This window comes from Microbacterium sp. UBA837 (genome assembly GCF_002296025.1).
In the GTDB taxonomy this organism is placed as follows: domain Bacteria; phylum Actinomycetota; class Actinomycetes; order Actinomycetales; family Microbacteriaceae; genus Microbacterium.
Map to the genome: position 1 here is coordinate 86959 of NZ_DBHD01000003.1, position 19435 is coordinate 106393.

Below are 19435 nucleotides of genomic sequence, written 5' to 3' on the forward strand. Positions count from 1 at the left end.
TCCGTCACTGTGTCGGCGCCTTGATCATGTAGCCGACGCCACGCACGGTATGGATGAGCGGCTCCTTGCCCTGATCGATCTTCTTGCGCAGGTAGGAGATGTAGAGTTCCACGACGCTGGATCTGCCGCCGAAGTCGTAGTTCCAGACGCGATCCAGGATCTGCGCCTTCGAGACGACGCGACGCTGGTTGCGCATCAGATAGCGCAGCAGTTCGAACTCGGTTGCGGTGAGTTCGATCTCGTCGCCCCCGCGCTCCACCTCATGGCTGTCCTCGTTCAATGAGAGGTCACCCACCCGCAGGATCGGCTCCTCCTCGCTCTGGGTAGCCGTTCCGGCGCGGCGCATCAAACCGCGAAGTCGCGCGACGACTTCTTCGAGGCTGAACGGCTTGGTCACGTAGTCATCGCCGCCCGCGGTGAGCCCCGCGACCCGGTCGGCGACGGCATCCTTCGCGGTGAGGAACAGCACCGGCACGTCGTTGCCAGACTGGCGCAGGCGATGCAGCACAGCCATGCCGTCGAGGTCGGGCATCATGATGTCGAGCACCATCGCGTCGGGCTCGAAATCGCGGACGGCCTGCAGGGCTTCGAATCCGGATGCCGCGGTTCGAACATCCCAGCCCTCCATACGCAGGGCCATAGAGAGCAGGTCGGTGAGCATCTGTTCGTCGTCGACGACGAGGATGCGAACAGCCGCGCCGTCGGGTCGGCGCAGGGCGGGAGCCGGAGATGTCATGGACTCATTGTGATGCTCCAGCTATGGGTTTCCTATGGAGCCAGCTATGCGCCGTCTGTGAAGATCACGCCCACTCCGCTGTCTCGTGCGGCGCGCGATCCATAGGTTCGGCATAGAGATCCCTTTTCGGGCTCATCAACACCATCCCTACCTTCGTGCCGAAGGCTGCAATCCGGAGCTGAAGGAGACCCATGTATTGGACCTACCTGCGTCGCGAACTCGCTGGACGCAAGAAGCAGACGATCATCGTGGCGGTGGGCCTTGCCGTCGCGATCGCTCTCGTCATCGTCGTCAACGCTCTCTCTGCGGGAGTCCGGGACGCACAGGCGCAAGCGCTCGAATCCGTCTACGGCGTCGGAACCGACCTGACGGTCACCGGCGCCGCCGCAGAGCCGGGCGAGGGCGGTGGTCAGCGCTTCGAGTTCGACAGTGAGGCAGGCGAAACCACCGACGGCACCACCTCGGTGTCGCAGTCGCGCCTCACAGCCGACTTCATGCGCGGGACGCTGGATGCTTCGACCGTCGAGAGTGTTGCATCCCTCGACGGCGTTGCTGCAGCATCCGGCGCGCTTTCGCTCACGAACATCACGTTCAGTGGTGAGATGCCTGACAGGTCGCAGATGCAGCAGGGCGGCCCGGGCGAGTCGGGGGAGCCTCCGGCAGGCGGTCCTGACGGTGCCGGCGGCAGCGCCTTCGATCTGGACTCGTTCACCGTCCTTGGAATCGATCCCGATGACACCGCTGTCGGGCCGCTATCGGCGGTCGAAGTTTCGGAGGGCCGCGCGCTGGCAGCTGGCGACGCCGGAGAACTGGTCGCGGTCGTCGACGCGAGCTATGCGACCACCAACGAGATCTCTGTCGGGGACGCGATCGATGTCGGTGGCTCCGAGGTCGAGGTCGTCGGAATCATCACCTCGACCTCCAGCGACGCCGACACGGCGGCCAACGTCTACATCCCGCTCGACGTCGCGCAGTCGCTGGCAGGGCTTGACGACGTGGTGTCGACGGTCTACGTCCAGGCGATCTCGGCCGACCAGATCGATGCGGTCCAGGCGGAAATCGAGGACAGTGTCGCCGACGTCACCGTCAGCTCTCAGTCTGATCTTGCCTCGACCGTTTCGTCGTCGCTGTCGAGTGCTTCGTCGCTCATCACGAACCTCGGTACGTGGCTGTCGATCCTCGTGCTCGCCGTTGCGCTCGCACTGGCCGTGCTCTTCACGATCTCGGGCGTGACACGGCGCACTCGGGAGTTCGGAACGCTCAAGGCGATCGGATGGTCCAACGGTCGCGTCGTCGGCCAGGTCGCGGGCGAATCGGTGATCCAGGGCTTGATCGGTGGTGCGATCGGTTTGGCGATCGGGCTTGCGGGGATCGGGATCATCAACCTGATCTCACCGACGATCTCCTCGACGTCTTCGACCGCCGGTCAGGCTGGGCCCGGCCAAGGAGGCGGTCCGATGGGCGGAGGCTTCGGAGGGATGGCGCAGCAAACGGCGACGGATGTCGTCCTCCACGCACCCGTCACCCTCTGGGTGGTCGCTGCGGCGGTCGGAATCGCCATCGCCGGAGGCTTGATCGCCGGTGCCTTCGGTGGCTGGCGTGCAGCCCGGCTAAGTCCCGCTGAAGCGCTGCGGTCGGTCGGCTAGGCGCATGAACACTGTCACGAACCAATCCGTCATCACCGAACAGGAGAAGTCCATGAGCATGGCACACCCCGCCACGGCATCCGTCGAGGGAGCCACACCCTCGCCGATCTATGCCTTGCAGGCGGTCATCCGTGAGTACCAGCAGAAAAGCCGGAGAATCCGTGCTCTCGCGGGCGTCGATCTCGAGATCCGCGAAGGCGAATTCGTCACCATCCAGGGTCCGACCGGCGGAGGAAAGTCCACCCTCCTCCAGATGCTGGGTGCACTCGACCGTCCTACCTCGGGTGCCGTCAAGCTAGGGGATGTCGATCTGGCGAAAGCCTCGAACGCGAAACTCGGACGGGTCCGAGCCACCGAGATCGGCTTCGTCTTCCAGGGATTCAATCTGATCCCGACACTCACTGCCCACGAGAATGTGGAGATGGGGCTCGAGCCGCTGGGTCTGAGCGGTGCAGATCGACGCAGTCGTGTCACCGAGGCTCTCGCTCAGGTGGGCCTAGCCGAACGCGCTGATCACCTTCCGGGCGAGCTCTCGGGTGGGCAGCAGCAGCGCGTCGCGATCGCCCGCGCGATCGCCAAGCGCCCGCGGGTGCTTCTGGCCGACGAGCCGACGGGAAACCTGGATGAGCATATGCGCGACGAGATCCTGGAGCTGCTCGAGGGGCTGAATCGCGACGGCCTGACCCTCGTCGTGGTGACGCACGACTCTGCTGTCGCCCGGCGCGCTCATCGGCGACTGCGTCTCGAGAAGGGGAGCGTCCGCGAGATCTGACGACACTGCGCGAACGAGGGGCCGTGACCGAGGCTGAGTCGGTCACGGCCCTTCGGTGTTCAGTGAGGTCAGTGGGTGTCGACGGCTTCGATCTCGCTGCGATCGCCCGACCACAGTGTGTGGAAGGTGCCCTCACGGTCGATGCGCTTGTAGGTGTGCGCACCGAAGAAGTCGCGCTGGCCCTGGATGAGGGCTGCAGGCAGGCGCCCGGCCCGCAGGCCGTCGTAGTAGGCAAGCGACGAGGAGAACACGGGAGCCGGAAGCCCCGTGGCGGCTGCGTGAGCGACGACGTCCCGCCACGAGTCTTGAGCGGTAGCGAGCGCGCCGACGAAGAACGGCGCCGTCATCAGGACGGGCAGATCCGAAGTCTCGGCATATGCCTCGGTGATGCGATTGAGGAAACGGGCACGGATGATGCAGCCGCCGCGCCAGATCGCCGCGACCTGACCGAGGTCGATGTTCCAGCCGTAGTGCGCGGCCCCGGCACGGATGATGTCGAACCCCTGCGAGTAGGCGACGATCTTCGAGGCGTACAGCGCCCGACGAACCTTCTCGATGAACGCCACGGGGTCGTCGGCGAAGGAGGCTTCGGCATCCGCGTCGGGCCCGGGCAGAACACCTGCGGTCGAGCGCTGTTCGGGGTGCGACGAGAGCGAGCGAGCAAACACGGCTTCGGCGATGCCGGATGCCGGAACGCCGAGGTCGATGGCGGTCTGGGCAGTCCACCCGCCCGTACCCTTCGCGCCAGCCTGGTCCAGGACGACATCCACCAGCGGCAGGTTGGTGTCGGCATCGACCTGGCGCAGCACCTCGGCGGTGATCTCAATCAGGTACGACTCGAGTTCGCCCCGGTTCCACTCGGCGAACACGTCGGCGATCTGGGCCGGGGAGTAGCCGGTCGCGTGACGGATGAGGTCGTAGGCCTCGGCGATCACCTGCATGTCGGCGTACTCGATGCCGTTGTGGACCATCTTCACGAAGTGGCCGGCGCCGTCGTGGCCGATGTGGGTGACACACGGCTCGCCCTCGGCGACAGCGGCGATCGAGGTCAGGATGGGGCCGAGCGTGACCCACGACTCGTCCGAGCCACCGGGCATCAGCGAGGGGCCGAGGAGGGCACCCTCCTCGCCACCGGATACCCCCATGCCGACGAAGTTGATGCCCGTCTCACGAACTGCCTTCTCGCGGCGGATGGTGTCGGTGAACAGAGCGTTGCCGCCGTCGACGATGATGTCGCCGGGCTCGAAGACGCGCAGGAGCTCGTTGATGACGGCATCCGTGCCGGCGCCCGCCTTGACCATGATGATCGCGGCGCGCGGGGCCGTCAGCGAGGCGGCGAACTCCTCGTACGAGAACGTGGCGACAAAGCCCGCTTCGGGGTGCTCGGCGACGAGGTGCTCGGTCTTGTCGGCGCTGCGGTTGAAGATCGCGACGGTGTTGCCGTCACGGCTGGCGAGGTTGCGGGCGAGGTTGGACCCCATGACCGCGAGTCCCACGACTCCGATGTTCGCTGTCGCGGTGCTCGTCGCTGCCTGATCCGTCACGTTCACTCCCTGGGCGTCTGCGGGTGTTGCCGCAGTCAGCCTAAGGGAACGTCGCGCCTTACTCCTTGCGGTAGGCCGAGCGGCCCATCGACCAGAAGGCCGCAACGACGCCCACGAGGGTGCCGAGGGTGAGGATGCCGATCACGGCGACGAGAATGTTCGAGGTGACCTGGGCGTCCATGATCCGTCCTTGCTCTCGGGAAAGCGGGCCCGTCACGGCCCGTCACCATCGTACCGGGGCCGCTGGTAGACTTGCGGACTGTACTTCGGCGAGGGATGCTCGCGCGTGCGCCCAGCACTGCTCACGGCATCCGTTATCGACGGGGGTGTGCGGCCTTTCGGGTTCCTCACGCGCTCGCGGTTGAGTCGAACCCCCCGACGTCCGGGCTGAGATCAGCACCCGGTCCCTGCCCAAGGAGAATGCACATGTCTGAAGACACCACCGTCCACGCCGAACTCCGCGAGAACTTCGGCAAGGGTTTTGCCCGCCGTCTGCGCGCTGCCGGAAAGATCCCCGCCGTGCTGTACGGTCACGGCACCGACCCGGTTCACGTTGCGCTGCCCGGCCACCAGATGCTGCTGCTCGTTCGTCGCGCGAACGCTCTGATCGAGCTCGACATCGCTGGCAAGTCCCAGCTGGCGCTGGTCAAGGATGTCCAGAAGGACCCGGTACACCAGATCATCGAGCACATTGACCTCGTCGTCATCAAGAAGGGCGAGAAGGTCGAAGTCGACGTCCCGGTCGTCGTCGTCGGTGAGTCCTTCTCGGGAACCATCGTCAACCTCGACGCCACGAGCGTTTCGCTCGCCGTCGAGGCCACCCACATCCCCGAGCACGTCGAGGTCGATGTCGAGGGCCTCGAAGAGGGCGCCCGCATCACCGCCGGTGAGCTGACGCTGCCCAAGGGCGCGTCGCTGGTCACCGACCCCGACGTGCTTGTCGTTGCGATCTCGGTGCCTGCTGCCGCGGCCGCTGACGAGGCTGCTGAGGACGAGGCTGCGGCGGAGTCCGCAGACGCTGCCGAGGACGCTGCGACCGACTCGGAGTAATCCGACGGGCTGACCGAGCCGGGAGGGCGCGGCCGTGAGTGACGTATGGCTCATCGTGGGCCTGGGCAACCCCGGTCCGCAGTACGAGCGCACCCGGCACAACATCGGGCAGCTCGTTGTCGATGAGCTCGCAGCTCGCCGCGGCGAAGGCTTTCGCTCGCACAAGGCGAACGCCCGTGTTGCCGAGGCCTGGCTGCGTCCAGGCGGGCCGAAGGTCGTGCTCGCCAAGCCCAACTCGTTCATGAACGTGTCGGGGGGACCCGTCGCGGGACTCGCGCAGTTCTACGGGATCCCCCCCGAACGTGTCGTCGTCGTCCATGACGAACTCGACATCCCGTTCGACGCCCTCAGACTCAAAGTCGGCGGCGGGCACGGGGGCCACAACGGCGTGCGGGATGTTGCAAAGGCCCTGAACACTCCGGACTTCCCGCGGGTGCGCGTGGGGATCGGTCGACCGCCCGGGCGCCAGGATCCCGCCGACTGGGTTCTGCAGCCGTTCCCGGCGTCGGCGCGCGAAGAGCTCGCGCTTGCCGTCTCGGATGCCGCAGACGCGGTCGAGCGACTCGTCGATGAAGGTCTCCTCGCAGCCCAGCAGGTGTACCACGCACCTCGGCCGTGAACCCGGCGGCCTACCGGGCGGCCTAGAATCGTCCGGTGACTTTTCCCGGGATCTCGCGCGCCCTCGACCGCTCCGAGCACTTCCGGGATGTGGTTGCGGCGGCAGCCGTGGATGCCGATATTTCGGTGGTCGATGGTCTTGATGCTCCGCTGCTGAGCGCACTCGTTCGTCGGCGCAGAGACTCCGGTAAGCCGCCGGTGCTGCTGGCGATCGCGCCGACCGGCCGCCGCGTGGAGTCCCTCATGCCGGCGCTGCGCGCGCTCCTTCCCGAAGCCGCCGTGTTGCAGTTTCCTGCTTGGGAGACGCTGCCGCACGAACGCCTGAGTCCGAGCCCCGAGACCGTCGGGCGCAGGCTCGAGACGATTGCGCGCATCGCGTCGTCGCCCGATTCCGCCCCGATTGTGGTCGTCGCGTCAGTGCGCGCGGCGCTTCAGCCGTTGGCGGCGGGCCTAGCGGACGTCGAACCGGTGCGCTTGCGCGCGGGCGAGCGCGGCCACGATCTCGCGCTGATCGTCGAGCGCCTGGTCGAGCTCGCCTACCACCGCGTCGACATGGTTTCACGCCGCGGCGAGTTCGCGGTGCGCGGCGGCATCCTGGATGTGTTCCCGACCGTTGCCGATCACCCGTACCGCGTCGAGTTTTTCGGCGACGAGGTCGACCAGATCCGTACGTTCTCGGTCGCCGACCAGCGTTCGCTGCCCGGGGCCGTCGAAGCCGTCGATCTGCTTCCCGGGCGCGAACTCCTGCTCACCGCTGATGTGCGCGCTCGTGCACGGCAGTTGGCCGGCGAGTTCGCGGGCCTGCAGGGGATGCTCGAGAAGATGGCGGAGGGGATCCCTGCCGAGGGGATGGAGTCGCTGACGCCGGCGCTCGTGCCGCGGATGGCGACCCTCGTCGACTATTTGCCCGCGGGGTCTGCCGTTGCTCTCGTGGACCCCGAGCGATCCCGCACACGCGCCCGGACTCTCGCCGAGACCAACCGGGAGTTTCTCGAGGCCGCGTGGAGCGCTGCGACAGCTGGCGCGAACACGCCGATCGATCTGGGCGCTGGCGACTTTCTGACTATCGCGGCGCTACGTGAGGCAGTTCACGAACGTGCCGGCGTGTGGTGGACGTTGAGTCCCTTCGACTCGGGAGCTGCCGATGCGGCAGCCGAGGGGTTGCTCGCCGACGACCGTGAGGACATGCTCGGCGATGCGCCAGTGAGGATTCCCGCACGATCGGTGCCGTCGTTCCACGGCAACGTCGAGGGGGCCACCGCCTACGTGGGCGACCTCGTGACCGCCGGGTGGAGCGTCGTGGTCACGGCATCCGGCACGGGACTGGTCGAACGCGCCCGCGACGTGCTCGCCGATCGTGAGATCGCGGCAGCAATCGTCGACGATGCGGATGCCGCCCCGGAGCCCGGCCGCGTCTTGCTCGCGGTGGCCCAGCTCGAGCGCGGGTTCGAACTCGAGGACGCGCGCCTGGCGGTGCTCACCGAGTCCGAGTTCTACGGTCGCACGATCGGCGGCGACAGTCGTGTGGTCAAGAAGCTCGCGTCGAAGCGCCGGAACGTCGTCGATCCACTCCAGCTGACTCCCGGTGATCACGTCGTGCACGCCACGCACGGGATCGGACGGTTCGTCGAACTCGCGAAGCGTGAGGTGTCGTCGGGCGGCCGAAACCCGGTCAAGAGCGTGCGCGAGTATGTCGTGCTCGAGTACGCGCCGTCCAAGCGCGGGTACCCCGGCGACAAGCTCATGGTGCCCACCGACCAGCTTGATCTTCTGTCGCGATATGTCGGCGGGGAGGCGCCGACCCTCTCAAAGATGGGCGGCAGCGATTGGGCCCAGGCGAAGGGCCGTGCGCGCAAGGCGGTGCGCGATATCGCCGTTGAACTCGTGAAGCTCTATTCGGCGCGGATGGCGGCCAAGGGGCACGCTTTCGGGCCGGATACGCCGTGGCAGCGCGAGCTCGAAGAGGCTTTCCCGTTCGCCGAGACGATGGATCAGCTGCAGACAATCGATGAGATCAAGGCCGACATGGAGCGGCCGATCCCCATGGACCGGCTGCTGTCGGGGGATGTCGGGTTCGGGAAGACCGAGGTTGCCGTGCGGGCCGCATTCAAGGCCATTCAGGACGGCAAGCAGGTAGCGATGCTCGTTCCGACGACGCTGCTGGTCAAGCAGCACCTCGAGACGTTCACGGAGCGCTTCGCGGGCTTCCCGGTCAAGGTCAAGGCGCTCTCGCGATTCCAGACCGACAAGGAGGCCCGGGAGACGTTGGCGGGCCTCACCGACGGCACCATCGACATGGTGATCGGTACGCATCGGATCCTGACCGAGAAGGTGATCTTCAAGGACCTCGGACTCATGATCATCGATGAGGAGCAGCGGTTCGGCGTCGAGCACAAGGACGCCCTGAAGAAGCTCAAGACCAATGTCGACATCCTCGCGATGAGCGCCACCCCCATTCCTCGAACGCTCGAGATGGCCGTGACAGGCATCCGGGAGATGTCGACGCTGCAGACACCACCCGAAGACCGGCATCCGATCCTCACGTATGTCGGGGCTCGCAATGACAAGCAGATTGCGGCGGCCATTCGCCGGGAGCTGCTGCGGGAGGGTCAGGTCTTCTACGTCCACAACAGGGTGAGTTCGATCCAGCGGGTCGCGAGCGAACTGGCAGAGCTCGTGCCGGAGGCGCGGGTCGTGGTCGCTCACGGGCAGATGGGTGAACATCAGCTCGAGCAGGTCGTCGACGACTTCTGGGAGCGCAAGGCCGACGTACTCGTCTCGACGACGATCATCGAGACGGGCCTCGATATCGCCAACGCCAACACGATCATCATCGACCGGGCTGACAAATACGGACTCTCGCAGCTTCACCAGCTGCGCGGCCGTGTGGGGCGTGGCCGGGAGCGCGCCTACGCGTATTTCCTTTACGACGACACGAAGCCGCTGTCAGAGACCGCTGCCGACCGACTCGAAACGATCGCCGTCAACAACGATCTGGGCAGTGGGATGCAGGTCGCGCTCAAAGACCTCGAGCTGCGCGGTGCCGGAAACCTCCTCGGCGCCGAGCAGGCCGGGCATATCGCCGGGGTCGGGTTCGACCTGTACCTGCGGATGATCGGTGAGGCTGTCGCAACCTTCCGCGGCGAGGACGTCGAGGGTCCCGCCGAGTTGCGGCTCGAGCTGCCCGTGCAGGCCCGCATCCCCGAGGACTACATCGACAGCGAGCGGCTCCGGCTCGAGGCGTACCAGAAGCTCTCGGCGGCGGCATCCGCGACCGCCAAGGATGACGCGATCGACGCTGTCATCGAGGAGCTCACCGACCGCTACGGCGAGCCGCCGACCGACGTCGCCGGGCTGCTGTCGATGGCCCGGCTGCGTCGCCGCGCCGCGCGCGCAGGTCTGACGGATGTCGTCGCGATGGGTCCGAACCTGCGCATCGCTCCGGCGCGCCTGGAGGACTCGATGCGTGTCCGCCTGCAGCGGCTGTACCCCGCAGCGAAGCTGTTGGCCGGTGGCGAGGCTGTGGTCGTGCCGCTGCCTCGGACCAGCGGCGAGCCGGTGGCGGATGCCGACCTCATCGAATGGGTCGACACGCTTCTCGGGCAGCTGTGGCCCGAGCCGTCACCCGCTACCGCACCTGCCGACGCCTAGGCGGGCGGAAGGATCTGGCCGATCGGCTCGCGCTTTTCGGCCTGGAATCGGTCTTCGGTACGGCCGCGGGCCCAGTATCCCGATAGGGATACCTGTCCACGCTCGAGGGCGCGCTCGTCGAAGAACACGCGGCGGAGTTCTTTCATCGCTTCGCGCTCGCCGTGGGCGAAGACGTGAACGCGTCCCTCGCGCCAGTCGATCGTCCGGACGGCGTCAGCGAGCGCCGAAACGGCATGATCCGGATTGCTGATCCACACGACGTCGACGCCGGTTGGGTGATCGAGGCCGAGGATGTCAGCCTCGGTGTCGACTTCGATGATCGCCGCGCCCACCGCGTGCACGGGGAGAGCTTCGAGTGCGGCCGCGATGGCGGGAACTGCCGACATGTCACCCGCGAACAGATGCCAGTCGGCGTCGGGATCGGGGGAGTAGCCGCCGCCAGGCCCCATGAGACTGATCGTCGCGCCAGGCTCCACCGTCGCTGCCCAGGGACCTGCAAGTCCCTCGTCGCCGTGGATGACGAAGTCGACGTCGATCGCCTGCGCGGCACGGTCGACGTGGCGCACCGTGTACGTGCGCGTCACGGGGTGTGACTCGGGTTCGGGAGTCGTGAACTTCAGCTTCACGTACTTGTCGGTCTCGGGCCGGTCCTGGAACTGAACGAAGCCGGGCCCGCCGAGGCGGACGCGCACAAGGTGTGGGTTCAGCCAGGTCGTCTCGAGAACGGTGAACTCGATCGTCGGGCGGGGCGCGCGGGACGTGGTTCGGGAGGAAAGTGCCATCCCCACAACGGTAGCGCCGCTCGCAACAGTCCGGGGTGGTGCGGAACTCCGGCGCGGTACGCTGACACCGATCGAGGAGGAACGATGCGGTTCGAGCACCTCGGGGCGCAGCCCCGCATCCACCCCACCGCCGTCATCGCGCCCAGCGCGGTGATTTCGGGTGATGTCACGATCGGGGCGAATTCCCAGGTCTTGCACGGCGCCGTCATTACGGCCGAAGGCGGCCCCATCACGCTAGGCGAAAACGTCATCGTCATGGAGAACGCGCTGATCCGTGCCAGCGCGACGGATGCCGTGCACATTGGCCACCACGTGCTGGTCGGGCCGATGGCGAGCATCTCGGGCGCGTCGATCGCCGACGAAGTGTTTCTCGCCACAGGCACGCGCGTGTTCAACGGCGCGCGGATCGGGGAGCGAGCCGAAGTTCGCATCAATGCCGTCGTGCACCTGCGGACAGTCCTTCCCGCGGGGACGGTCGTTCCGATCGGGTGGATCGCCGTCGGAAATCCGGCGCAGCTGTACTCACCCGACCGGCACGACGAGATCTGGGAAGCGCAGAAAGACCTCGACTTCCCGGGCTACGTGTTCGGGCTCGACCGCGAGACGCCGGATCTGATGGTCCAGCTCACGGAGCGCTACGGCCGGAGTCTCGCGCGGCACGCCGACGACGTTCGCCTCGACTGAGCGGTCAGTCCCAGTTCACGCCACATTCGCGGCACAGAAACACCACGGCATCCTGCGTCTCGACATCGTCGTGAAGTTCGGCCCGGCGATCGAACGCGATGGCAAACCAAGCCACGTCGTCGACGCGAACGTCATCGGTGCCGCACAGCGGGCAAGTCTCGACGGTCGTGATAGCCATGCCCAGACGCTAACCCTGCCCACCGACACCGCTGGCAGCGACGCGCGATCCGCGCAGGATCACCCGGTGTTCTGCAGTCCCGCCGCGACCCCGCTCACCGAGAGCAGCAGAAGGCGCTGCTGATCGGGGTCCGCGGGGGCATCGGATGCCGCGGCGTCCCTAAGCCCGCGCAGCGCTCGCAGCTGAAGCAGCGACAGCGCATCGACATAGGGGCTACGGAGCTTCACCGCACGCTGCAGCACCGGCTTGTTGGCAAGCACCTCGTCGCCCCCGGTGAGCCTCACGACCCACGAGCGGGTCAGCGTCATCTCGTCGAGGACGAGGCCTGCCAGGTCGTCGCGGTCGCCGAGTTCGAGATAGCGGCGCGCGATCCGCGGGTCTGTCTTGGCAAGGCTCATGCCGACGTTGTCGATCATGGTCCTAAAGAGCGGCCATTGCTCGTAAGCCTCGCGCAGCAGGTCTTCGTCGCCGACGGCCTCAAGCGCGGTGCCCAGGCCGAACCATCCGGCGAGGTTGATGCGCGCCTGCGCCCAGGCGAACACCCACGGGATGGCGCGCAGGTCCGCGAGGGACTCGACCGACAGGCCGCGCCGCGCTGGCCGGGAGCCGAGCGCGAGCAGCCCGATCTCTTCCATCGGGGTGACCTGGGCGAACCACGGCGCGAAGCCGGGAGCCTTCACGAGGTCGAAGAAGCGCCGGCGGGATGTCGCATCCAGCGTTGCCGCGACGTCGGCGAACTTCCGCGCAGCGCCCGAGTTGCGCCGCTCGATCGAGGGTGCGGATGCCAGCAGCACAGCTGCAGCTACCTGATCGATGTGGCGCATCGCTATCTCGGGGTCGCCGTAGCGAGCGAAGATCACCTCGCCCTGCTCCGTGAGCTTGAACCGGCCATCGACCGAGTGCGGCGGCTGCGCGAGGATCGCGGAGTTCGCGGGGCCGCCTCCGCGGCCGAGCGCACCGCCACGACCGTGGAAGAGCGTGAGCTCGATTCCCTCGTCCTTCGCCCAGGCGGCGATGTCGGCCTGCGCCTCATAGAGCGCGAGTGTCGCGGCGACCGGCCCGACATCCTTCGACGAGTCCGAGTAGCCGAGCATGACCTCCAGGCGCCGACCCGTGCGCTCCAGCCTGTCCGCGAACTCGGGATGCTGCACGATCTCCGCAAGGATGCCCGGTGCAGCCTGCAGGTCAGCGAAGGTCTCGAACAGCGGGATCACATCGAGCACCGGCATCCGTCCGTCCTCGCCGACCGCGTGGCGGGCGAGGCGATGGACGTTCGCGAGATCTTCGGCGGACTGGGTGAACGACACGATGTAGCGGCCCGCCGCTGCCGCACCGTAGCGTTCCTGCAGGAACGCGATTGTGCGGAAGACCTCGAGCACCTCGTCGGCCTGCTCGGAAAGCTCGCCGGTCGAACCGGCAGCCGCATCGAGCTCGGCCAGCACTTTCGCGTGCACAGCCGAGTGCTGCCGCACTTCGAGCTCCGCGAGGTGGAAACCGTAGGTCTCGACCTGCCAGATCAGCTGCTGCAGGTGACCGTAGGCCTGCCTGGCAGCCCCCGCTGCGACGAGCGAGTCCTGCACGGTGCGCAGGTCGGCGAGGAACTCGCTCGGCTCGCGGTACGCGAGGTCGGCATCCCGCAGCCGCGTTGCGTCGATCTTGCGCGCGAGCATCAACAGGATGCGGCGGTGCGGCTCGTTCGGCGACCGCTTCGCGATCTCGGTAGCTGCCTCTTCGTCTGCAGCCTTCAGCCGCTTCCACAGGGTCACCAGTGCGTCGGACGGTGGCGTGGTCTCGGCATCCAGGGTGAGGGTTCGCCCGATGCGCTGCGTCGTGCGCTCGAGCCCCAGCAGGATGTGCTCGGCGGCGATGCCAGCGGCCTTGCGGGTCACGGATGCCGTCACGAACGGGTTTCCGTCGCGGTCGCCGCCGACCCACGAGCCCACGCGCACGAAGGGGGCGACGAGCGGTGCGCGACCACCCGCGTTCGTGCCCTGCAGCATGTCATCGAGGCGCCGATACACGGCGGGGACCACGGTGTAGAGCGTCTCGTCGAAGATCGCCATGACCGAGCGCACTTCGTCGACCGGCGACGGCTTCTCAGGTCGCAGCGGGGCTGTGCGCCACAGGGTGTCGATCTCTTCGACCATCCGCCGTTCCAGGCGCGCCGGGTCGTTGCCGTCGCGCAGGCGGTCGTCGTGCTCCTGCAGCAGCCCCGCGAGGCGACGGATGCTGGAAGAAATCGCCCGGCGACGCGCCTCGGTGGGGTGCGCCGTGAAGACGGGGTGGAAGCGCAGCGCCTGCAGGCGGGCGAGCGCGGTATCCTCACCGACTTCGTCTGCGAGGCGCGCGTACGCGGCCTCGATCGAGTCGGCTGCGCCCTCGCTGTCGGGGCGGCCGTCGCGCTCGCGCAGGATCCGCACTCGCTGGTGCTCTTCGACGAGGTTCACGAGGTGGAAGTACGCCGTGAACGCGCGGGCCACCTCATGTGCACGCTCGATGGAGAATGACTCGGCAACCTCGGTGGCATGCGCGAAAGCCTCGGGCGTCTCATCCGTGTAGGCCTGGATGGTCGCAAGGCGCAGGCGCTCGACATCCTCGAACAGCCCCGGCGACCCGCTCTCGCGGAGCACTTCACCGAGGAGCGAGCCGAGCAGGCGCACATCGGCGCGCATCTGCTCGGGTATCTCCTGACCCGCTTCGTATCGGCCGACGAGGTCGATGGCTTCGGTCCGGGTCAGTTCATACATGGATTCCACCGTATCTGCCAGGTGTTTCATCAAGGTGACGTGTGACGAGTCGTGACGGGTGCGACCCGAGTCGGCTTCGAGGTGCATCGGGCCCCGCCGGTAGGATAGGGGGCGGAGAGCCGGGAAGTCTGGTCGGCGTCGGCTGCCGCATCCCCCGAAAGGACTCCATGTCGTTGCTTCGCTCTGCGCGTTTTCCCGCCATCATGCTGCTGGTTGCTGCTGCCGCGGGACTCATCATCGCGAACTCCCCGATCGGCCACAGTGTGCAGGAACTGCAGCACACCTACGTCGGCATCCCGGGCGTCTTCGAGCTCTCGGTGGGTCACTGGATCGCTGATGGACTTCTTGCGTTGTTCTTCTTCGTCGTCGCCGTGGAGCTGCAATTCGAGCTGACCAACGGACAGCTCAACTCGGCGCGCAAGGCGCTGCAGCCCGCGATCGCCGCGGCGGGCGGCGTGATCGTGCCGATCGCGGTCTACCTCGCGTTCGCGTGGGGCACGGAGTCAGCCGACGGATGGCCGATCCCGACAGCCACCGATATCGCCTTTGCCCTCGGCGTCCTCGCGGTCTTCGGCAAAGGTCTGCCCTCGGGCGTGCGGATCTTTTTGCTCGCGCTCGCGATCCTCGACGACATCGTCGGCATCATCTTCATCGCGGTGCTCTTCACCGACGGCGTCAACATCGCTCTCCTTGCCGCTGCGGCAGTGCTCGTCGTGATCTTCGGGTACCTGAGCCGCAAGCTCGATACCCGGGCGCGCGCCGCCCTCATCCCGATCCTTCTGCTGCTTGCCGCGGGCACGTGGGTTCTGGTCTACCTGTCGGGTGTTCACGCCACGATCGCCGGCGTCGCGCTGGGCCTTGCGATGGCCCAGCAGCCCGCGCTTCACACGCGGCACGCCATGGAGCCGTGGGTCAACGTCATCGTGCTCCCGCTGTTCGCCTTCTCGTCGGCACTCGTCATCATCCCGGCCGTCTCGATCGAAGAACTCACGCCGGCCTTCTACGGCATCCTGATCGCGCTGCCGGTCGGAAAGATCCTCGGCATTTCGCTGTTCGGGTGGATCTCGCAACGTGTTGCGCACGACCCCGCGATGCCGCGGTTGCCGCTTGCTGACCTCATCGCCGCCGGCGCGCTCGGGGGCATCGGCTTCACAGTGTCGCTGCTGCTGTCTGAACTCGCATTCGAAGGCAACGACCTCCTCACCGACGAGGCTGTCCTGGGTGTGCTCTCCGGCTCGTTGATCTCGGTGATCATCGCCGGCATCCTGGTGTCGACGCGCGCTCGCCACTACCGGCGGCGGGCAAGTTCGGTCAGTGATCCGAGCGAAGCAGCGACGTCATGACCGACCCGGCCGAGCCGACCTCAGCGGACCCGCTGCGCCGGGCTGCCGACACGATGCGAGCGGTGCGCGACAGGTGTGTGTGGACCCAGCAGATCGATCACCGGGCGCTCGTGCCCTACCTCGTCGAGGAGAGCGCCGAATTGATCGATGCGGTGGAGGTCGGGACACGGGCCGACCTGCGGGAGGAGCTGGGCGACCTGCTGTGGCAGGTGCTGTTCCACGCCGAGATCGCTTCGCGTGACAGCGATGACCCGTTCGACATCGATGATGTAGCCCGCACCCTCACCGACAAGATGGTGCGCCGGCATCCGCACGTTTTCGCCGGCGAAACTGCCGAGACGCCCGAGCAGGTGTTGGTGCTGTGGAACGCCGCCAAAGCCGAAGAGAAGCGCGCTCGCACGAGCGTCTTGGATGGCGTGAGCGAACGGATGCCGACACTCGCGCTCGCGCAGAAACTGGTGGGAAAGGCCGGGTCGCTGCCCGCACTGACATCACCGCGACTCGGTGGTGGCGCCGACGCGACACCGCCGGCGACTCCTGCGTCCGAAGATGAGCTCGGCGACGCGCTCCTCGCCCTCGTCTCGACCGCCCGGGATCACGGCTGGGATGCCGAGCGCGCACTGCGCCAACGACTGCGCACGCTCGCGGGGGAGATCCGGGCTGCCGAAGCGGAGCCTGCCGACCTGGAAGAATAGGCCGGTGCCACCCGTCACCCCGCCGCGCGGCATGCGCGATTTCCTCCCCGCCGACAAGGCTCGCCGAGAGCGCGTGCTCGCCGTCATCCGACAGCGCTACCGCGCCCACGGCTTCGACGAGATCGAGACTCCGGTCGTCGAAGACTACGAGCGGCTGCACGCCGGTATCGGTGGTGACAACGAGAAGCTCGCCTACAACGTCCTTCGTCGCGGACTGGATGCCGACGGCATCCGGGCGGCAGCCGACGACCCCGCAGCGCTCTCGGACCTCGGCCTGCGGTACGACCTGACGGTGCCGCTTGCACGCTTCTACGCGAGCCACCGGGCCGAGCTTCCGGGCGTGTTCCGTGCCGTGCAGATCGCGCCGGTCTGGCGTGCCGAAAGGCCTCAGAAGGGTCGATACCGGCAGTTCGTGCAGTGCGACATCGACATCATCGGCGATCCTTCGTCGCGCGCCGAAGCCGAACTCATCACCGCCACCCTCGACGCGCTGGACGCGCTGGGGCTCGAGGGCGGCATTGTGCGCGTGAACGATCGTCGTCTGTTGGATGCGATGCTCGATCACTTCGGCTTTCCCGAAGCAGAGCGTCCGGGCGTGCTCATCACGATCGACAAGCTCGACAAGATCGGTGCGGTGGGTGTGGCGACCGAACTGCGTGAACGCTCGGCGGCGCCCGAAGCGGTCGACGCCCTCGCGGAATTCTTGGCTCGGGAAAAGGGCACCGTGAGCGGCTTCGACGAGGAGCAGATCCGTGCAGCGCTGCCCGACGGGCTCGAGGGAGAGGCCATCGGCGCCCTCGCCGCGATCGGCGATGCAGTCGCGGTTGCCCGCGGGGGAGAGGCTCCGCTGGTGTTCGATCCGTTCCTCGTTCGCGGCATGGGCTATTACACCGGCACGATCTTCGAGATCGCCCACCCGCTGGTGTCCTACTCGCTCGGTGGCGGGGGTCGCTACGACGGCATGATCGGCCGGTTCCTCGGCCAGGACGTTCCCGCCGTCGGGTTCTCGCTCGGCTTCGAACGGCTCGTCGACCTCGTCGCGGACGCAGCCGATGACGACATTGACGCCGTCGTGCTCGTTCACGACCGGGAGGTCGAGCTCGCTGAGCTCGTCGCGCTGAAGTCAGCGCTCGTGGCCCGGGGAAGTCGCGTGCGCCTCGAGCAGCGCCCGAAGAACCTCAAGCCGCTGCTGGATCGCGCGACCGCCGACGGGTACACCCACTTCGCGGCAGTCCGCCCGGGAGCGACCATCGACACCCTCGAGCTCAAGCAGCTCGGCTGATCCGTTTACCGCTCGTTCGTTCACCGGTGCGTCAGCGGCGATTCAGATCGAGCGGCTCAAATCGCACCATGAGCCGGATCACGACCGGGGCGCTGTGGGCAGCGGCGGTGGTGGGCGCCGCGGCGACGACGGCCCTTGCCGCGCGCGCGTTGCTCGATCGCCAGGCCGCGCAGGCCCGGCGACTCATCGGCAAACCGCTCGGTGAGGACGCGCTCGAGGCCGATCGGGTGTGGCGCCGAAAGCTCGAGGGTGACCCGATCGAGCTTCTCGTGCTGGGTGACTCGATCGCCGCGGGTCTCGGCGCGCAACGGCGCAAAGAGACGCTCGGCGCACGTCTGGCGATCGGACTGGCGAAGAAGGCGAAGCGCCCCGTGAGGCTGCGCACTGCGGCGGTCGTCGGCTCGGAGTCTTCGGCCTTGGGAGCCCAGCTCGACGAGCTCGCCGATGACTATCGGCCGGATGTCGCAGTCATCGTGGTCGGCGGCAACGACATCACGCACCGCGTCGCGGTATCCACATCCGTGCGCCACCTTGTCGCGGCGATCGAACGGCTGCGCGGACGGGGTACGCAGGTCGTGGTGGGAAGCTGCCCAGACCTCGGCGCGCTGCGGCCGGTGCCGCAACCCCTGCGATCGCTGGGGTCGAGGATGTCGCGCCAGCTCGCCGACGCGCAGGAGGAGGCCGCGGTCGGCGCCGGCGCCTACGCCGTGTCGCTCCGTCACGCGGTCGGACCGTTCTTCATCTCGCAGCCCGATGAGATGTTCAGCCTGGACCGCTTCCACCCGAGCCCGCTCGGCTATCGGCGCACTGCCGAGGCCCTCCTTCCGGCGGTCGCGGGTTCCTTGGGCTATGGGAGAACGAGCGCAGCGACCCGCCATCCGCGAATCCAGGGAGTGCCTTCGAATTGAGGCACGACCGTCGATCATCTTTTGTAATTGTTCTATTGCAACTAGAATAAAAGAGTGCTGATTCGCATCGACCCCTCGCGAGACGTTCCCCTCTGGGAACAAATCGCCGCGTCCGTCCGGAGCGCGGTCGCGGGAGGTCGCCTGCGAGCGGGTGACCGGCTCCCCTCCGCGCGCGAGGTCGCGGACGCGCTGGATCTCAACCTGCACACCGCGCTTCACGCCTACCAACACCTGCGAGACGAAGGTGTCATCGATCTGCGCCGCGGCCGCGGCGCCGTCGTAACGGATGCCGCCGCCGCGCTTCGCGAGCTTCACGACGACGTTCTGGCCCTCGCCCAGCGGGCTCGCGATCTTGGAATCGCTCCGGGAGCGCTCGCTTCTCTTCTTGTGGATGCGAATGCCCGCACCCCCGACGGCGTGATCGGCGGGCCCGACAACCTGGCGAGCGACTCGCGCGACGCTTACCGCCCATCCGAAGAGGAGACCTCATGACCGACAACTCCGCCGCGCTCGCGCGTGCGCGTCGCGCATTCCTGTGGCTGGGTATCGCCCTGCCGCTCGTCCTGACGGCCGTCGCCGTCGGAGTGCAGGTCGAGGCGTTGCCATCCTTGCCCGACCCGGTCGCGATCCATTGGAATGCCGCCGGGGAGGCCGACGGGTTCGCGCCCCCGTGGGTCGTGCCGCTGTTCAGCGCAGGCTTCGGCATCCTGCTCACGGCACTCCTTGGAGTCTTCGCGCTCCTGGGGACGCGTGAGGGCGAGTGGGGGCCGACGATGCGCTTCCTCGGCACGATGACGCC

18 protein-coding genes are annotated in these 19435 nt (G+C 67.4%); 12 read left to right on the forward strand and 6 right to left on the reverse strand.

Going from position 1 to position 19435, the window contains the following annotated elements; all coding sequences use genetic code 11:
- Positions 1 to 4 precede the first annotated feature (4 nt).
- Entirely contained in the window at positions 5 to 736 is a 732-nt protein-coding gene (locus B3587_RS00510) for a response regulator transcription factor (RefSeq protein WP_292725743.1), read from the reverse strand.
- Positions 737 to 927: 191 nt separating this feature from the next.
- On the opposite strand from B3587_RS00510, the gene B3587_RS00515 reads away from it, so the two are divergent.
- Positions 928 to 2382, forward strand: coding sequence for an ABC transporter permease (locus tag B3587_RS00515; RefSeq protein WP_292725745.1), 1455 nt, complete (start codon positions 928 to 930; stop codon positions 2380 to 2382).
- Between the two features lie 106 nt (positions 2383 to 2488).
- Positions 2489 to 3154 (forward strand): ABC transporter ATP-binding protein, encoded by a 666-nt coding sequence (locus B3587_RS00520; RefSeq protein ID WP_414683102.1) that lies wholly within the window; start codon positions 2489 to 2491, stop codon positions 3152 to 3154.
- Between the two features lie 68 nt (positions 3155 to 3222).
- Here the strand turns inward: B3587_RS00520 and gndA are convergent, their stop codons facing one another.
- On the reverse strand, positions 3223 to 4698 hold the full coding sequence (gndA, locus tag B3587_RS00525; protein ID WP_292725747.1) for an NADP-dependent phosphogluconate dehydrogenase: 1476 nt from the start codon (positions 4696 to 4698) through the stop codon (positions 3223 to 3225).
- A 58-nt stretch (positions 4699 to 4756) separates the two neighbouring features.
- Positions 4757 to 4879: a hypothetical protein gene (locus B3587_RS00530; protein WP_267490521.1), complete on the reverse strand. Its 123-nt coding sequence runs from the start codon at positions 4877 to 4879 to the stop codon at positions 4757 to 4759.
- Between the two features lie 245 nt (positions 4880 to 5124).
- Between B3587_RS00530 and B3587_RS00535 the strand changes: the two genes are divergently transcribed.
- Genes B3587_RS00535 through mfd form a run of 3 tightly spaced genes read left to right on the forward strand, consistent with a single transcriptional unit; the run spans position 5125 to position 10017 of the window.
- Positions 5125 to 5748, forward strand: coding sequence for a 50S ribosomal protein L25/general stress protein Ctc (locus B3587_RS00535; RefSeq protein WP_292725749.1), 624 nt, complete (start codon positions 5125 to 5127; stop codon positions 5746 to 5748).
- 34 nt (positions 5749 to 5782) lie between these two features.
- Positions 5783 to 6367 carry an aminoacyl-tRNA hydrolase gene (gene pth, locus B3587_RS00540; RefSeq protein ID WP_292725751.1) on the forward strand — a complete coding sequence of 195 codons (585 nt, stop codon included), beginning with the start codon at positions 5783 to 5785 and terminating at the stop codon, positions 6365 to 6367.
- A gap of 35 nt (positions 6368 to 6402) precedes the next feature.
- Positions 6403 to 10017 (forward strand): transcription-repair coupling factor, encoded by a 3615-nt coding sequence (mfd, locus tag B3587_RS00545; RefSeq protein WP_292725753.1) that lies wholly within the window; start codon positions 6403 to 6405, stop codon positions 10015 to 10017.
- Here mfd and B3587_RS00550 read toward each other — a convergent pair.
- Complete coding sequence (locus tag B3587_RS00550) at positions 10014 to 10799, reverse strand: siderophore-interacting protein (RefSeq protein ID WP_292725755.1); 786 nt, start codon at positions 10797 to 10799, stop codon at positions 10014 to 10016. The two genes, mfd and B3587_RS00550, sit on opposite strands and share 4 nt — an antisense overlap.
- A gap of 84 nt (positions 10800 to 10883) precedes the next feature.
- Here B3587_RS00550 and B3587_RS00555 point away from each other — a divergent pair, with 84 nt between their 5' ends.
- Positions 10884 to 11483 carry a gamma carbonic anhydrase family protein gene (locus B3587_RS00555; RefSeq protein WP_292725757.1) on the forward strand — a complete coding sequence of 200 codons (600 nt, stop codon included), beginning with the start codon at positions 10884 to 10886 and terminating at the stop codon, positions 11481 to 11483.
- Between the two features lie 4 nt (positions 11484 to 11487).
- Here B3587_RS00555 and B3587_RS00560 read toward each other — a convergent pair whose 3' ends face one another.
- Both B3587_RS00560 and B3587_RS00565 read right to left on the reverse strand, forming a co-directional pair.
- Entirely contained in the window at positions 11488 to 11661 is a 174-nt protein-coding gene (locus tag B3587_RS00560; RefSeq protein WP_228177015.1) for a hypothetical protein, read from the reverse strand.
- A gap of 59 nt (positions 11662 to 11720) precedes the next feature.
- Entirely contained in the window at positions 11721 to 14408 is a 2688-nt protein-coding gene (locus B3587_RS00565; protein WP_292725760.1) for a phosphoenolpyruvate carboxylase, read from the reverse strand.
- Between the two features lie 167 nt (positions 14409 to 14575).
- On the opposite strand from B3587_RS00565, the gene nhaA reads away from it, so the two are divergent.
- From nhaA to B3587_RS00595, 6 genes are all read left to right on the forward strand, one after another.
- Positions 14576 to 15751: a Na+/H+ antiporter NhaA gene (nhaA, locus tag B3587_RS00570; protein WP_228177017.1), complete on the forward strand. Its 1176-nt coding sequence runs from the start codon at positions 14576 to 14578 to the stop codon at positions 15749 to 15751.
- A complete protein-coding gene (locus tag B3587_RS00575; protein ID WP_228177018.1) occupies positions 15748 to 16446 on the forward strand; it encodes a MazG nucleotide pyrophosphohydrolase domain-containing protein in 699 nt (232 codons plus the stop codon). Before nhaA ends, B3587_RS00575 begins: the two co-directional genes overlap by 4 nt.
- Positions 16447 to 16477: 31 nt before the next feature.
- A complete protein-coding gene (hisS, locus tag B3587_RS00580) occupies positions 16478 to 17728 on the forward strand; it encodes a histidine--tRNA ligase (RefSeq protein ID WP_292725844.1) in 1251 nt (416 codons plus the stop codon).
- A 68-nt stretch (positions 17729 to 17796) separates the two neighbouring features.
- The gene (locus B3587_RS00585; RefSeq protein ID WP_228177019.1) at positions 17797 to 18636 is read left to right on the forward strand and encodes an SGNH/GDSL hydrolase family protein; all 840 of its coding nucleotides are present in this window, start codon (positions 17797 to 17799) and stop codon (positions 18634 to 18636) included.
- 54 nt (positions 18637 to 18690) lie between these two features.
- Positions 18691 to 19128: a GntR family transcriptional regulator gene (locus B3587_RS00590; RefSeq protein ID WP_228177020.1), complete on the forward strand. Its 438-nt coding sequence runs from the start codon at positions 18691 to 18693 to the stop codon at positions 19126 to 19128.
- A partial coding sequence (locus B3587_RS00595; RefSeq protein WP_292725765.1) for a DUF1648 domain-containing protein occupies positions 19125 to 19435 on the forward strand: 311 nt, incomplete at its 3' end. The genes B3587_RS00590 and B3587_RS00595, both read left to right, overlap by 4 nt.